Annotated in this window: 13 protein-coding genes and 1 pseudogene; 8 read left to right on the top strand and 6 right to left on the bottom strand. The window is 59.6% G+C overall.

Features of this window, described 5'->3' with window-relative positions; genetic code table 11:
* Nucleotides 1–289 precede the first annotated feature (289 nt).
* The 4 genes from FFS09_RS29310 to FFS09_RS29295 are packed head-to-tail and all read left to right on the top strand — an operon-like array spanning nucleotide 290 to nucleotide 5,158.
* The gene (locus tag FFS09_RS29310; protein ID WP_211296892.1) at nucleotides 290–1,264 is read left to right on the top strand and encodes a tyrosine-type recombinase/integrase; all 975 of its coding nucleotides are present in this window, start codon (nucleotides 290–292) and stop codon (nucleotides 1,262–1,264) included.
* Nucleotides 1,261–2,754 (top strand): tyrosine-type recombinase/integrase, encoded by a 1,494-nt coding sequence (locus FFS09_RS29305; RefSeq protein WP_108402562.1) that lies wholly within the window; start codon nucleotides 1,261–1,263, stop codon nucleotides 2,752–2,754. The genes FFS09_RS29310 and FFS09_RS29305 overlap by 4 nt, the downstream gene beginning before the upstream one ends.
* The gene (locus FFS09_RS29300; RefSeq protein ID WP_094478837.1) at nucleotides 2,751–4,679 is read left to right on the top strand and encodes a hypothetical protein; all 1,929 of its coding nucleotides are present in this window, start codon (nucleotides 2,751–2,753) and stop codon (nucleotides 4,677–4,679) included. The genes FFS09_RS29305 and FFS09_RS29300 overlap by 4 nt, the downstream gene beginning before the upstream one ends.
* Nucleotides 4,676–5,158: a hypothetical protein gene (locus tag FFS09_RS29295; RefSeq protein ID WP_094478839.1), complete on the top strand. Its 483-nt coding sequence runs from the start codon at nucleotides 4,676–4,678 to the stop codon at nucleotides 5,156–5,158. The genes FFS09_RS29300 and FFS09_RS29295 overlap by 4 nt, the downstream gene beginning before the upstream one ends.
* 561 nt (nucleotides 5,159–5,719) lie before the next feature.
* On the opposite strand, the gene FFS09_RS29290 is transcribed toward FFS09_RS29295, so the two are convergent.
* The 5 genes from FFS09_RS29290 to phnC form a co-directional block, all read right to left on the bottom strand.
* On the bottom strand, nucleotides 5,720–7,015 hold the full coding sequence (locus FFS09_RS29290; RefSeq protein WP_094478841.1) for an ISL3 family transposase: 1,296 nt from the start codon (nucleotides 7,013–7,015) through the stop codon (nucleotides 5,720–5,722).
* A 243-nt stretch (nucleotides 7,016–7,258) separates the two neighbouring features.
* Nucleotides 7,259–8,272, bottom strand: coding sequence for a phosphonate dehydrogenase (locus FFS09_RS29285; RefSeq protein ID WP_137922430.1), 1,014 nt, complete (start codon nucleotides 8,270–8,272; stop codon nucleotides 7,259–7,261).
* A 17-nt stretch (nucleotides 8,273–8,289) separates the two neighbouring features.
* The gene (gene phnE / locus FFS09_RS29280) at nucleotides 8,290–9,090 is read right to left on the bottom strand and encodes a phosphonate ABC transporter, permease protein PhnE (protein WP_094478845.1); all 801 of its coding nucleotides are present in this window, start codon (nucleotides 9,088–9,090) and stop codon (nucleotides 8,290–8,292) included.
* Nucleotides 9,087–9,962 carry a phosphate/phosphite/phosphonate ABC transporter substrate-binding protein gene (gene phnD / locus FFS09_RS29275; protein ID WP_137922429.1) on the bottom strand — a complete coding sequence of 292 codons (876 nt, stop codon included), beginning with the start codon at nucleotides 9,960–9,962 and terminating at the stop codon, nucleotides 9,087–9,089. The genes phnE and phnD overlap by 4 nt, the downstream gene beginning before the upstream one ends.
* Nucleotides 9,956–10,804 (bottom strand): phosphonate ABC transporter ATP-binding protein, encoded by an 849-nt coding sequence (phnC, locus tag FFS09_RS29270; RefSeq protein WP_008903163.1) that lies wholly within the window; start codon nucleotides 10,802–10,804, stop codon nucleotides 9,956–9,958. Before phnC ends, phnD begins: the two co-directional genes overlap by 7 nt.
* A gap of 189 nt (nucleotides 10,805–10,993) precedes the next feature.
* Here phnC and FFS09_RS29265 point away from each other — a divergent pair, with 189 nt between their 5' ends.
* A complete protein-coding gene (locus tag FFS09_RS29265) occupies nucleotides 10,994–11,881 on the top strand; it encodes a LysR substrate-binding domain-containing protein (protein WP_137922428.1) in 888 nt (295 codons plus the stop codon).
* A 235-nt stretch (nucleotides 11,882–12,116) separates the two neighbouring features.
* On the top strand, nucleotides 12,117–13,073 hold the full coding sequence (locus FFS09_RS29260) for an IS1595 family transposase (RefSeq protein WP_040435274.1): 957 nt from the start codon (nucleotides 12,117–12,119) through the stop codon (nucleotides 13,071–13,073).
* Between the two features lie 20 nt (nucleotides 13,074–13,093).
* Here the strand turns inward: FFS09_RS29260 and FFS09_RS29255 are convergent.
* Nucleotides 13,094–13,203 (bottom strand): annotated as a pseudogene (locus FFS09_RS29255) (transposase domain-containing protein); the annotation flags it as partial.
* Between the two features lie 217 nt (nucleotides 13,204–13,420).
* Between FFS09_RS29255 and FFS09_RS29250 the strand changes: the two are divergent.
* Both FFS09_RS29250 and FFS09_RS30955 read left to right on the top strand, forming a co-directional pair.
* Nucleotides 13,421–14,869 (top strand): IS1182 family transposase, encoded by a 1,449-nt coding sequence (locus FFS09_RS29250; RefSeq protein WP_137922427.1) that lies wholly within the window; start codon nucleotides 13,421–13,423, stop codon nucleotides 14,867–14,869.
* Between the two features lie 213 nt (nucleotides 14,870–15,082).
* Nucleotides 15,083–15,306: hypothetical protein (locus FFS09_RS30955; protein ID WP_212745178.1), on the top strand; the 224-nt coding region annotated here is incomplete at its 3' end.

Raw genomic sequence — 15,306 nt, 5'->3', positions numbered from 1 at the left:
TCGATTAAGAGGTACCATGGCCAGTGTTGCATTTCAATTAGAGGGAAAGCTCTGTACGTAGAGGTATCCCCAACCGTTATCTCCAGTGCTCGTCCGTACTCAAGCAGTTCCTGAACATGTCATCGTTGACCCCGTGAGACACATGCCAAGACTATGGTCCACGGCGTGGTCCCTAGGCCTCACGAGTAGTTCTCAGGCGACCAGCACGCGAAAGCTGTACCTCCAGCATCTGGACAGCTTTTATCGGTACTGTGACGAACGCTTCGGTGCCGACGCCTTCGACGAGGGTATGAGCACTCGGGACGCTGAGGGCGTGATGCTCATGGTGGAGTCGTTCTATCTAACGACAACCTCAGACCCGGCCTACAACACGACTGATGTTCAGCGGTGGGGCGTAGTCAGAGCATTCGTGCAATCGCTGGCCAAACGCTTAGCGCCTAGTAACCCAGAGTGGGCCGCAGCTGCTTCTATGCTGGCAGCCATGGGCAGGATGCGCGCCCCCCGTCTCGGTGGCTTCCGCTTCATTCGTGCGCTGCCGAAAACAACGCTGCTGGACCTCCTTGAGGTAGCGCATCCCAGCTCGCCTCGAAATCCTTTCAAGGGGTATCAAACGCGCGTGCGGAACTGGCTCATCGTCAACCTAATGCTGCTGGCTGGGCTCCGTCGTGGCGAAGCACTGCTGTTGGCCTGTGACTCCTTGAAGGAAGACGTGGACCCGGAGTCAGGAGAGGTGGTTCGTTGGCTTGACATCACCACGGTGTTCGAGAACGATCCGAGGTCGACCACGCCACGCATCAAAACTCTGGAATCCCACAGGCAAATTCCGGTGTCAGAGGACTTAGCTCTGCTCTACCAGCACTTCGCCGCCGAGCATCGACCTACCGATGCCGGACATGGTTTCCTACTGACCACCAAGGCGGGGGCCCCGCTCTCTGCCGAGGCACTAAGTAAGGTCTTCAGGAAACTGACGGATGCCCTGGCACCCGAGGCAATCCAAAGCCTCTTCGATAGATCTGGCGGCAAGACGAACATTTCGCCTCACGACCTGCGACACACCTGCGCCACGGCCAGATACACGATGTTTATGGAGCTGAACCCCGACCGCGAGTTGGCAATCCAACGGATGCGGGCGTTCTTCGGATGGTCAGCGAGGTCAGCCATGCCTGAGCACTACGCACGTGCGGCGATTCAGGACGACTTGATGCAAGCATGGAACACACTGTTTGCTGAAAAGACTAGTCTTATGCGGGGGATTTCTGCGTGAACCACGCCATTGAAATCGCCCTCCCGCAACCTCAGTCCGAGCATGGTGGGAAATCTCCCTTGGACTGGAAGTGGCCCGCTGCCCCCGCGTTGATGACCCTTTTCGACAAGTATTCCGGACGGGAGTCGGTGGTGAGGTTGGCGGACCGTCACTGGGAGGTCTTTGCAGCTGGCAGCACGGTACGGCTGGAGTTCGCCGAGGGTCAAGTTGGCGAATTACAGCGAGCGCTTGTTCTGCTGACACGACGGGCGTCCTCCCCAGCACCATTCCGGACCTTCGCCAACGTCCTCATAGCCAAATGGCCAGCCATCTTGGAACTGCTCGCTACCCCTGCGGAAAAGCTGCGAGAGACCTGGACCACTGTGCTGAGCCACCCGCTGGAGACGAACGTCGCGAAGGCCGTGTTGAAGCTAGCTTGCAAGGCTGGCGCCGGCCACTGGCGAGCAGTTCACATGCCTCTCGTGAAGAGCTTGGACACCTTCGTGAAGGAAGGCTTACGGCAGAACAAGCGAAGCATCGGCAAGAGAGAGCGTGTGGCTTCCGTTGACGCCCAGGCAGCTATTGTTCGAGTTCTGGATGCGGCGGCGAGCGAGGACGACTTGACCGACAGACAGGTGGAGGGCGCTGTCGCACTGCTTATCACCTACCAACACGGTATGCGACCAGTTCAGGCGCTGTGCCTCGACGTGACGCATGTCCGCTTCTTCCGTGATGCAAGCGACGACCTTGCTTGCGTGCTCTCGTTCCATGCTGCAAAGCAAACACCAGGCAACGAATTCGAGTTGCTACGCCAAGTCAAACCGGAGTGGGTTCCGCTCGTCGCGAGGCTGCACGCGACGGCGCTCGCTCACGGGCGGCAGCGGCTATTCAACGCAACCGGACCAATTACCTTCTGGGACAGGGCAGTGGTTCTCTGTAAGCGGTTCTCCGTGCAACTGGACAGCACGGCGCGCTCGCTCCGTCACACCGGGGCGCAAACGCTCGCCGATGCGGGGCATGATAGGGCTAGCATCCAAGCGTTCCTCGGCCACAAGAGCGCAGAGGCCGCGTCGCACTACATCCGGGCAAGCTTCAAGCAAGCCGAGCTCATCAACACGGCGCTCGGTGCGTCGAAACTCTACAACAGCCTCTTGGACATATCGACCGGCAGTTTCGTCTCAGCCGACGAGATACAGCTGGCTCCTGAGGACCAGCAGATTGGCGCTGTGGTGGGGTATCGGCTGGTTGCTGGCGTGGGACTGTGCAAAGCGGGTCAGAGCAGCTGCGCCTACAACCCGGTGACGTCTTGCTATGGCTGTCCGAAGTTCATGCCATCCCTAGACCGGGAGTCCCACGTCGAAGCTATCGAAGGGATGCGCGACCAAGTCCGCCTGTACCTAAAGCAGGGAATCTCCGATGAGACGCCGGCCTACCGGCAACTCACGCGCGCGCTGGCGGGGGCGCAGCAGGCGTTAACCCTGATTGATGACCGACCCAAGAACCACGGATGACCATCCACATCCTCTCGCCTCAACTGACGCCACCGCCGCAGGCCTATCTGAGCTTCATCGACCGGATGCGTCGTGTCGCTTCATCGCACGGACTTGACTGGCACATCGAACTCGACAGCAACGGCGCCGCCACGTCTAACACGGACTGGGACTTACGCAAGTTGAACAAAAGCCATGACCTCCACGTCCCTGGAAGTTGTGGCTTTGCGGTGTCGCGCGACCTGACCGCGATGGCGGCCTCAACTGGATGGCACCCCAGCCAATTGCCGGAAGGCGCGGTGCTCGGTGAAGACGTGCAGGACTTCATCAAAGCCCTAATCGTCGAGCACTGCAGCAGCGGCCGCTCGACCGGCGACACACAACAAATAGCCAGAGCTGCTCGTCGCCTCTTCTCTCTGGTTCGATGCCCGCCGTGGGAGCTTTCACGTGAAAACTTTGACGCCGTCTTGGGCCTTAAGGCCTGGTCCGACAAGCCGGCGCGCGACTTCTCAACGGTCGCGAGGTACATCGACGAGAACCTCATCTCCGTTCATTGCCCAGTCCGCCCGGAACTAAAAAGGAAGGAGTCGTCAGCGTTGCTCGGCTCGCTGCAGGAACGCCAGCACGCCGAGAAGCTACCGGACCTTTCCGCGCTACTTGAACTGACGCGAATCGTCTTCCAGGAGACGCCCCAGACCTACATGGACGCAGTTCGCTTCGGTGTCGTGAAACTGGCTCTGTTCACGGGACTGCGAATCGAGGAGGTGCTGACGATACCCGCCGACTGCTTGGTTTGGGATGAACACCTCGACATAGTCACCGGCCGCCCGGCCGGAACGGTGGGCGGCGTCTCACGCTCCTTGCGACTGCACTATTACGCCGAGAAGCACATCGACGGCGCCCCAAATCTGCTTGTTGAGGCACACCAGCATGTGCCCGCGATGTTCGAAGATGTTGTGGTCTCAACGGTCACTGAGATGGTAGAGATTGTCGGCCCCGTCCGAGAGCTGCTGCGCCTGCAACAGCAGAACCCCAGCCGATTTCCTGACTCGGATTGCCGGATTTTTCGTACCTCCTCCGGGCGGCCAGTTTGGACCAGCGACCGCCTATTTCTGAGCCTGGGGCGGAGTACGGCAGGACGAACTTACCCGCTCCAGCTTCCCCTTCAAGAGGACACAGAAATCAAGCCGATGCTGTACCCGGGAATGCTCATCGCGCTAGGACGTCATGCAGGCCGGTCGATGTTCAGTGTGTACGGACGGTCGCCTGAGTCGAAGTTGATGTCAATCAAGCCGCACAGTCTTCGGCATCTCATGAACACAGAGATGTTCCGTAAGAATGTGCCTGACACCATCATTACGCACCAGTTCGGTCGACGGACCGTCGCTCAGAGCTACGAGTATGACCATCGCAACCTCGCAGAGAAGTTGAGCTTCGTCAAACTGCCGCCTGCAGCGTCCAAGGTCCTTCCCGCAGGAAGCGCCAAGGAATTGGTGGGCAAGATGGTCGTCAGTGGTATGGCGCTGCAAAGCCATTTGGGGCAATCGTTTAAGCGCATCCAGCACGAGAGCGGTGATGAAGCAGCCTTCATCTACTTGGCGGCCAACGCAGATGGCTTCCACGTCACGCCGTACGGTTTCTGCACCAACAGCTTCTCTGTCAATCCCTGCACTCGACACCTCAAGTGCTTCGACCAGTGCAAGCACTTTACGGCCAGCGGGGTCGCTGAGCACCGGGTGACTCTTGAAGACCTTCGCTCGAAGCTCGTGGCGATGCGGGACGCGGCTCGTTGCAAGCCGGCCACCACCGTGGGGCGCAAGAACCAGATTGCCCATGCCGAGCGGCTGATTGCTGGTGTGTCGGCTGCGCTTCACGCCCAACCGAACCAATCCGTCTTCGCAGACGGCATCGACCATTCCACCCTGAAAGAGGACATCTTCAAATGAGGCTGCTCTTAGACCCCAAGAACGAGGAGCTGGCCGACATCCTCAACACGCTACTCACCGACAACATCGACATCACGGCGCGGGAGGTGGCACGGCGCCACAGCACGTTGAAGAACCCTTCAGCGTTCACGCGCAATGAGGCTAGAAGCGCGCTCATCGCTGCGGCCCAGGCACAGCAGCAAGGAGTACGCAAAATCGTCGCAGGAGGTGGGGGCGCCGGCAGTCTGCAAGACCAGGCCGCAGGCTACCGGCAGGACATCAAGCGGCTGGAAGCCCAGCTCACGCATATGGTGGCAGCCCACGCCGGCCTCATCCGCGCGGTTCAAATGGCCGGAGGCGGGCCTGCACTTGAGCGGTTCTGGCGAGACTACAAGGCGGTGGGCGACGCGGTACACAGCCTTTCAGCAGCCAACGCCGAGCGTCCAGTAACGCATCTGCCCTTGCGCGTCGTCAAGATGTCAGACGGAACGGCAGATTGACAGGTCGGAGCCGACCTGCCTGGGTTGAGTTTTTGCAGCAAATCCACAATGCGTTCGCACAACAAAACCTCCACTGATTCGCGTCGCCAATCCACCACCTAATCGCGCAGTGGCAACAGCAATGAGCGCTGATGTAGCCGAAGAAAGCTAGCGCCAGCGCAACTGTGTTGGTGTTCCTATCGGCCAAGTGCAGTCCTTGACCTATTTTTCCCCAAGAAGTGCATCAGGCTGATCTCCGACACTCGAACCTAACGCCTGAAAGTTCGCGTGTTGCGCAACTGGTCATTGGCCGAGCAGGGTCTCAAGCGACCGCTTTGTTGCTCAGACCGGTCACTCTATTGATGCGAGCCGGGCAAGGTAGCAGGAGCAACTGATCACACCAAGGATGAATTGGTTCTCCCGACCCGCTGCGGTCGGTGTTGATGTAGGCAACGATCCCAGAAAACCGTCCGAGAAACCGGGGGAATCCCACCCCGGATACTTGGCGGCACGGCTTATCGGAACCATTGCGAAGAGCATCCGCAGTTGGCTCTATGCCGTTTTGTGTGGAACGCCCCTGCCTCATTTCGCTGATGCCGGGTTGAAGGGGTGATCAGGCAGATGGGCCAGCTTGGACATGCGAAGGTATGCGACGGCGATGAAGTTGCCTGCCGTTCGGAAGCCTCGTGCGGCGCGTTTGGCCTGCTGCAACAGGCCGTTCATGGCTTCGACGAAGGCATTGGATCGGTTGTCCAGCATGCCGCTGATCACGCCAGCGAAGTGGGTCTTCAAGGTCTTGGCCAGTTTCTTGAAGGGCTCCAGCCGCGAGCGTGTGGCCCAGCTCAACCAGGCGCTCAGATCTGCCTGAGCCTGCCTGGGGTCGTTGTGCTTGAGCGCTGCGCCATAGACCTCGCGCAGGGCCATCTTCAGGCGCCACGCCCGCGCAGATTTCAGCGTGGAGTGCTGCAGCCAGTGCATGGCGCTGATCTGTTGGCCGCTCCAGGCAGGTGGGTTCTTGCGCATGCCCCACATCAGGCCCTTGAGCACTTTGCGGTCCGTGCCGCCCAAGGCCGCGTGCACGGCATGGGGCTGATCGCGCCATTCGGTTCGTCGCACTTCGTCCATGGCCTCGATGGCCATCTTGACGACATGGAAGCGGTCGTAGCTGATGGCAGCTGCCGGCAGCGCCAAGCCCACCCCCTTGGTGTAGGCAGCACTCATGTCCTGACAGACGTGATGCACGACAGCCGGATCGCCGCCATGGGCCTTGAGGTCTTGGGCAAAGTCCAACACGGAGTGGTGGCTGCGCCCTTCGGTGGCAAACAGCAGGCGCTTGGCAGCCAGATCGTGCACGACAGTGATGTAGTGCTGCCCACGCCGCAGGCTTGTCTCGTCGATGCCCACGGTACGTACCTCGCTCATGTCGTCGATTGCGCGGGCCTGTTGAACATAGTACTCAATGCGCCGCCACAGGGGCTTGTCGGCACAACGCAGCAGTGCAGCGGCTTGCCGCACCGGCAGCTCACGGCACAGCGACAACGCCAAGGCTTCAAACAGCGCCGTAAAGCCAGAGCCTTCGCGAGCCCAGGGCACACCCACCTGCGTGGTCTTGCCGCAGCCAGTGCAGGCCACCCGCGGCACATCGGCGTGCAGCCAGGCTTCGAACTGGAAAAAATCAAGGTGTCGCCACGAGCGGCGAAGGCGGTCATGGATGCCTTGCGCCGGGGTGTTGCAGTGCGGGCAACTGAGCAACTTGGCGTTGCAGCGCACCTCAAAGTCGATGCGCCGCTTGGCTGTGTCCAGATCCACCTTGGCCACCTCCCACGGCGCAACCAAACCCAACGCGCTGGTAAACAGCGTTTCAACTCCAACGCTCACGAGACAGCCTCCAGTTCATGCACTACAAGGCCGCATGGGCATGTGGACAAGCCGCTCTGCGACTTGCCCACATGCCCACACGGCGCTACGACCACCACCGATTGTCGCCGTTGGTTTCCACACGAAACGACGAGGGGCCCCGCAGTTGGCCCGCGGGTCCGAAACACGTAGCCAAGGTCTTCTCAAAGAATTAGATCGGCCAGAACCATAGAACGTCCAAAAGCATTCTCTGGTGTGGTGACCTCATGGCTGCACCGAGCAGTGCGAAGCTGCCACATGAGCCGCTCGGTGCGATGCCTCGTAGTGTGCAAGCGGCTCATTACCATTTAACGCAACGAGCAAATTTTCAGCAGCCTGCAACTCGATGGCTCGGCGAACCTTCTTCACCGCCGAACCAATGTGGGGTGTGAAAACCGTGGAGGGGTGTTGCAAGAGTTCCGGATGAATCTGGCGTGGACGGTCTGCCAGCAGCCAGTCTTCCATCTCGTACACATCGGCGGCGTAGGCACCCAGGCGCTCGTCCTTGAGCGCCCGTGCCACGGCAGCCTCGTCCACAACCGAGCCTCGCCCAATGTTGACCAGGATCTGCCCCCGCCGAACACCTTCAAGCATGGTGTCATTGACGAGGTGACGCGTTACGTCCAGCAGCGGAACGGCCAGAATGACATAGTCGGATTGCGACAGGGCCTCACCCAGGCTCACCATGGTCAGGCGTTCGTCATCACCATGCGGGTCCACGCCCAGCAGTTGAGCGCAACCAAATCCGCAGAGGCGGTCAACGATGGCCCGTCCCACGGCGCCCAGGCCAACGACCGACACGACCGAGCCGTGCAGACCTATTCCATACAGCTGAGGACGCCAGCCGGCGTAGCCCCTGCGAACACGGGTGTCGCCAGCGAGCACGTGACGCGCAGCGGCAATGGCCAGACCGATGGCCAGCTCTGCCGTGGGCTCTGTCAGAAGGTCTGGCACAAAGCTCACGCTGACCCCCGCTTGTTCACAGGCCATCAGGTCAAAATTGTCATACCCTTTCAATGCGCAAGCGATGGTCTTGAGCCGTGGAGCGTTCAACAAAGTTCGCATGTCTACCCGGTCAGGCATGAACGCCATCATGGCGTCGGCGTCCTTCAGGTGGAGGTAAAGCTCTTCCTCGCTCCAAGGCTCAGGCCCTTGATTCATCACTACATCACCGGCGGATCGAAGACGCGCCAGAACTGCTTCATGGATGGGCTGCGTCACCACAATTTTCGGCATCATTACCTTCCTCTCTCTTTCTATTTCAGATGTTTGCGAAGCGCCGACCCAATGCCGTCGACCACGAGCACGCATATGAGGATGGACAGCAAAATGGCGGAGACTTCGTCGTACTTGATCAGGCGCAGAGCCGCCATGAGTTCAAAGCCAATGCCGCCCGCACCCACGATGCCCATCACTGCCGATGCGCGAAAGTGATATTCCCATCGGTAGATGGTGATGTCCGCCAACTGGGGCAAAACCTGCGGTAACACAGCATGGGTGATGACCTGAAACCGGCTTGCGCCCGCGGCCTTAGCGGCCTCCAGAGGTTTCGGGTCCACGTGCTCTATGGCTTCGGCGTAGAACTTGGCCACCATGCCCGTGGAATGCAGGGCCAACGCCAGCACACCAGGCAATGCCCCAAAGCCCACGGCCGCGACGAACAGAATGCCCAGGATGATTTCAGGCACAGACCGAAATGCAGCCAAGATGGTTCTGACGATTCGCCCAACCACCGCATTCGGCGCGGTGTTGGGCGCCGCCACCAGGGCCAGCGGCAACGACGCCAGAACGGTCAGCGCCGTGCCTGCGATCGACATGGCCAAGGTGTCGCGCAGTGGAATGACCCATTGCTCCCAGCGAGCGAAGTTGGGCGGCACCATCTCAGAGGCCAACTGCTGAATGGCAGGAGCCCCTTCGATGAAACGCTGCGCGTCAAAGAAACCGGTGACATGCAAAGCCACCACACAGACGAACAGAACGACACAGGCGGCGCCCAGCCGTCTGAGTCGCCGCTGTCCGTCAATGGCAATGATGGATTCCAAGGCTACCGATGTCATTTCATGCGTCCCAGATCAAGCTTGAGAATCTGTGCTGTGTCGCGAAGAATGTCGTAGGCCTTGTCATCGGTAGCGGCAAAGGCCTCGATACGGAATGATTTGAGAATCTCGGCGTCCTTCATCTGAAGAAAGGCGGCTCGGATGGCTTCCTTGAGATCCGGCGTGAGATTACCTTGCATCGCAATGGGATAGTTCGGAATGGGTGCCGACAGTTCAAGTTGCACAATCTTGTTGGCATCCACCATGCCCTTTGCGATGAGGTTGTCCAGAATGGGTTTTGACAGAGCGCCGGCGGGAACCTGCCCTGCCTGAACAGCTCGGGCCACGGCATCGTGCGTGCCCAGGTGAACGGGGCGGTAGTCAGTCTCGCCGTTCAGTTGGTGGTTTTTAAGCAAGTGCGCGCGCGGTGCAAGGTGACTGGACGTCGAAGCCTGATCGCCAAAGCCAAACGGCTTTCCTCGAACGTCAGCCAGCGTCTTCACCGGGCCGCCCGCCGTGGCAATGAGAACCGACTGGTAGGTCGGAGAGCCGCGCTCCACGCCAACGGCAAAAGGCTCAATGTTGGGCGCCTTGGACTTGGCCAGCACGTAAGAGAACGGTCCAAAGTAGGCCACCTCGATGCGGCCAAAGCGCATGGCTTCAATCATCGACGAGTAGTCCGTAGTCACCGTAATCTCTATTTCCTTCTTCAGGGTCTGTTCCAGGTACCGCTTCAGAGGCTGTGCGTTCTGAATGATGGTGGCGGCGTTTTCGTCCGGCAACAGTGCAACGCGAAGCTTGGAAGGATTTTTGCCCTCGGCATGGGCGCCAAGTGGCAACAGGGCGGCCAAAGTGGCGGCAGCGATAAATTGGAAACGGCGGCGATTCAGCACGGTAAAAACTCCTTGGATTGAGAGGGGGAATCAAATTGACTGCCCATGTTGGCAGGTGAGGAAGAACGGGACGGTTCGACAGGTGACGACTTCGCGTACAGGGCAGACTGGGCTTCTTCCGTCAACTGCGCTGCTGTCCCGTCGAACACCACCTGGCCCTGGCGAAGGCCCACAATGCGGTCGGCGAACATGCGCGCGAGGTTGACTTGATGCAGACTCACGATGGCCGTGAGTCGGTCTTTCTTGCAGATGTCGTGAAGCAGGGTCAACACACTCTGCGCGGTCGCCGGGTCGAGGCTGGCCACCGGCTCATCGGCCAGCAGCAGGCGGGGCTTCTGCACCAAGGCACGCGCAATGCCAATGCGTTGTTGTTGCCCACCAGACAAGGTGTCTGCCCGTGCTAGGGCTTTCTCAAGCAGGCCTACGCGGTCAATGGCCGCCAGCGCCTCCAGCTTGTCAGCCTTGCTCCAAGGCCACAACGACGCCAGAGATCCGCGGGTGGCGAGCTTGCCCATCAACACATTGGCCAGCACGCTTTGCCGCCCGATCAGGTGGTGCTGCTGGAACACCATGCCGCAGTGGCGCCGATGCTCAAGAAGGTTGCGTTTTGAGACGGTGCCGCCCGGCAGATCGGCCACCGACACCTCTCCGTCTGTGGGGCTAACCAAGCCATTGATGCTGCGCAGCAGCGTTGACTTTCCCGCGCCCGACGCGCCCAGCAGCACAAGGAACCCGCCATGCTGTACCTCCAGCGAGGTGGGCGCAAGCGCTGTGTGACCATCGGCATAGGTCACCGTGATACCCCGCAAGCTCAGATGGCTCTCGCGAATTGCAGTTTTCATAGCTCGGTTTCATTTGTTGTGGTGCGCTAGACGCACACCAGGACTCAAGTGGTCAGAGGTATCTCTCGGGAAAGAGGAGGTTCTGGAAGAAACAGCTTCAGTGGAAGCACAGCTCAAGTCTGGGTGACCAAGGTGTCATGAATATGAAACTTTCATCCCTAAAAATGAGGGCACCCATAGATCACATCAATGTCTGGACTCAGCCTCCTCGCAGCCTTGAAGGCCTTTGACGCAACGGCCCGAGCCGGCAGCATGACCGCTGCCGCGAGAGTGCTCGCTATTCAACAACCGACTGTTTCTTCACACATACAGCGCCTGGAGGTCGACTTCGGCGTGGAGCTTTTTCATCGGCGCGGGCGGCGGCTTGAACTCACGTCCTTTGGACGCACTCTGTTGGACTACACCCGGCGTACCTTCAGTGGCGAGGAAGATGCGCACGCACTGCTCGCTGCTGCGAAAGATCAATACGTAGGGCGACTGGTCATCCATGCCATCGGGCCGCACAACGTGCTGCCCGTGTTGAAGCTGTTCATGAAACAGTTCCCCCAGGTCAACGTGGCTGTTGGCGTAGGCGACTCGCGAACCATCACTGAAAAGATTCTTGACTACCAGGGAGACGTGGGCATGGTGCTCAATCACGTCGCTCACCCAGATCTATTTGGCGCGGCTTACCGTACCCAGCGATTGGTGATATTCGGCAACACCCAACACCCACTCGCGCAACGGGCCACTCTCAAACTGCGTGATCTGCAGGGTCAGAGGTTCGTCATCCGAGAGGAAGGATCGACGACCAGACGCGTGTTTGAACAAGAACTAAAGGAGCGAGGCGTCGAGGTGCAGGTGGCTCTGGAGATGGGCAGCCGCGAGTCCGTTCGAGAGGCGGTGGCGGAGGGGCTGGGCCTAGGCGTCGTGGCGGAAACAGCCTACAGGCCAGATCCTCGCCTTGTTAAGTTAACTATTTCAGACACCAGCATGGCGACACAGGTGCACTTCATCTGTAGAAAGGAGCGGCATCAAGCTCCTCTGATCTCGACCTTCCTGGGTTTGGCGCATAGCGTAAGTCAGAAAATTGCCTAGGTATGGAACTTGGATTCCATGCAGCCGTGGGGCATGGGACCGAGGGGCAACTGTTCGCCTGTAGGCCGACTTAAGTTAAGGGTTGTAGGACGCCCGTAATCGCGCGGCGATCCCATCTTGACTGCGGGGCGCGGTCGTGTATCTGAATACCTGATTAGAAACGTGCCTCAGCGAGGCTCACCCCATGAGCTTGTGACTCACTAATCTGGAGTCTTCTTACAGTGGGGTGAGCACCATGGCCTTCAACCAGATTCAGTTCCAGCACGGCATGTCGATTCCGGAATTCCTTCGTAGCTTTGGCACCGAGGCGCAGTGCGCCGAAGCGATCAAGGCCGCGCGCTGGCCTGAGGGATTTCGCTGTCCGCGCTGTGCCAGCAGTGATCACTATGTGGTCGGCCACGGTGCCCGTAAGCTCTTCCAGTGCAATGGCTGTCGGCATCAGACCTCCCTGACCGCAGGCAGTCTCATGGCACACACCAAACTGCCCCTGACGACCTGGTTCTTGGCCATCTACCTCATCAGTCAGGCCAAAACCGGCCTGTCGGCCCTGGCGCTCAAACGTCAGCTTGGTGTGAGTTACCCCACGGCCTGGCTGTTGCATCAGAAGATCAACCGGGCCATGGCCACGCAAGACGCCACCCACCAACTCAGCGGCACGGTGCAACTCGATGACGCTTACCTCGGAGGCGAGCGCACAGGCGGCAAAGTCGGTCGGGGCTCCGAGAACAAGGTCCCCTTTGTCGCGGCTGTCTCGGTCAATGATCACGGGCATCCGATGTTCATCAAGCTCAATGTGGTCAGAGGGTTCACCTCTGAAGCGATCAGCAAGTGGGCCAAGTCCAATCTGGCACCGGGCACCAGCGTGCACAGCGATGGTTTGGCCTGCTTCAGTGCGGTGGCCGATGCCGGTTGCCTTCACCTCCCGATGGTGGTCGGCTCCCTCAAGCCGCGCGACCTGCCCAGCTTCAAGTGGGTCAACACCGTGCTGGGCAATCTCAAGACCACGTTGGCCGGAGCCTTCCATGCCCTGAACTACCGCAAGTACGCCGAGCACTACCTTGCTGGCTTCGCCTACAGGTTCAACCGCCGCTTCGATCTGCGTGGTCTGGTCGCAAGTCTCATCGTCGACGTCGTGAGAGCAAAGCCCATCAAGGAAAAGACGGTCAGGTCGCATGCTGAGGCACGTTTCTAATCAGGTCTGAATATGCGCTGTCAGGCTGACTGCCAGCGGTATGGCAGCAGCTCGCCGATCTGGGTGGCGGGCTGCATGGGCAGGCGTGCCATGACATCGCGCAGGTAGGCGTAGGGTCGTGCCCGTTCATGGGGAGACGTGTGCTAGACCATGACTGCAGCTCCCTCGATACCGGTCATCGATGCTGCCGCGCTGCTGGGTGAGCCAATGACAGCTTTGTGCCAGGCACCGTGAACTCAGGTCACGGCCGCGACCGACAGCAACCGCTGGAGGCTGTGTGAAAACCCTCTCCCTGCCCGAGGCCGAGCTCGGTAGAGTTCACAGGCATATTGAACACGGGGGTCAATATGTCGAGATACATTGAAGGTCAAGACAGGCAGCAGGTCACGCTGCTGCCGGAGTGCCTGGATGACTTCATTGCGGAAGACAACACCGTTCGGATCGTGGACGTCTTCATCAATGAATTGGACTTGGTCGGATTGGGTTTCGAAGGCGCGACGCCGGCGGCAACGGGCCGACCCTCGTATCACCCCTCGGTGCTGTTGAAGCTGTACCTCTACGGCTACCTCAACCGTATCCAGTCCAGTCGCAGGCTGGAGCGCGAATGCCAGCGCAATGTGGAACTGATGTGGCTGACCGGTCGACTCACCCCTGACTTCAAGACCATTTCGGACTTCCGGCGCGACAACGGCAAAGGAATTCGCAATGTCTGCCGTCGCTTCGTGATGCTGTGCCGCGAGTTGAAGCTGTTCACCGAAGCCGTGGTGGCGATCGACGGCAGCAAGTTCAAGGCAGTCAACAACCGGGAGCGCAACTACACGCCGGGCAAGATTGAGCGACGCGAACGGGAGCTGGAGGAAAGCATCCAGCGCTACCTCGACGCTCTGGAGACGGCTGATCGGACACAGCCTGCGGAGATGCAGGCCAAGACCGACCGCCTGCAAGGAAAGATCCAGAAGATGCGCCAGCGCATGCAAGGCCTGCAGGCGATCAAGGCGCAATTGGAAACCCTGCCGGATCGACAGCTCTCCCAGACGGACCCTGATGCACGCGCCATGACCACCTACAGCGCCAAGGGAACAGCCATGGTGGGCTACAACGTGCAAGCTGCGGTAGATACCAAGAACCACCTGATCGTTGCCCACCAGGTCACGAACAACGGCAGCGACCGTGCACAACTCAGCCCAATGGCCATGGCAGCGCGCGATGCGATGGGCACAGAGCGGCTGAAAGCCATCGCCGACCGTGGGTACTACAGTGGTCTGGGACTCAAGGCTTGCGAGGATGCAGGGATTGCGGCGGTTGTTCCCAAACCCATGACATCCAATGCCAGGGCTGAAGGCAGATTCGACAAGACGGACTTCATCTACATCGCCCGCGACGACGAGTACCAATGCCCGGCGGGGCAGAGAGCGATCCGCCGCTTCAGCCGCGAAGAGGCCGGACTGCAGATCAGCATCTATTGGTCCAGTGCCTGCCCTGGCTGCTCGATGAAGGCGCAATGCACAACAGGCGAGTACCGACGCATCAGGCGATGGGAGCACGAGGAAGTCATGGACTTGGTCCAGCAAAGGCTGGACCAGATGTCCACCGCCATGACGGTGCGCAAGAGCACCATCGAGCATGTCTTCGGCACTCTCAAACACTGGATGGGCTGGACGCACTTCCTGACCCGAGGCATCGAGAACGTGGCCACCGAGATGAGCCTGAGCGTGTTGGCATACAACTTCAAACGAGTCCTCAGCATCCTGGGCTTCGAGCGGACCAGGAAGGCGATGCAGTTGTTGGGGGCATAGGCGCCCTTTGCGGCCGCTGCAGGCCCCATCGACAGCCCCAAACCGGCTCCAGCATCGCCTAGGGGGTCTCAGACGGGGTCAGTTCGCACAAACAGACAAAACGGCGAGGTGCGCCTGAATCGCGCGGGCTCCCCGCGAGTTATCACACAGCCTCGCTGCGTAGCAGTCATAGAGTCCTGGAGGTTGAACGGCAGCAATAGGTGGCCGAATTGAATGCAAATCGTTGATGAGTTTGGGATGGAAATCGGTGGAGGACTTGTTGTGCGAACGCCTAGTGGGTTTGCTCCAAAATACTCACCCGGGTGCCCACTTGGCTTCCGGGCAATGGTCGCCACTGCCAATGAAACGCAACAGCCCTACTCTGTTAATCGCAACACCAGTCAACGACTTCCTTCTCAAAGGAAACGCAACAGTAGCCTGGTGCACTTAAGTCGATG

It is taken from the genome of Hydrogenophaga sp. 2FB (genome assembly GCF_005503365.1).
GTDB lineage: Bacteria > Pseudomonadota > Gammaproteobacteria > Burkholderiales > Burkholderiaceae_C > Hydrogenophaga.
The sequence above is the reverse complement of the archived record's forward strand: the minus strand, read 5'-3'. Positions and strand labels throughout refer to the sequence as shown.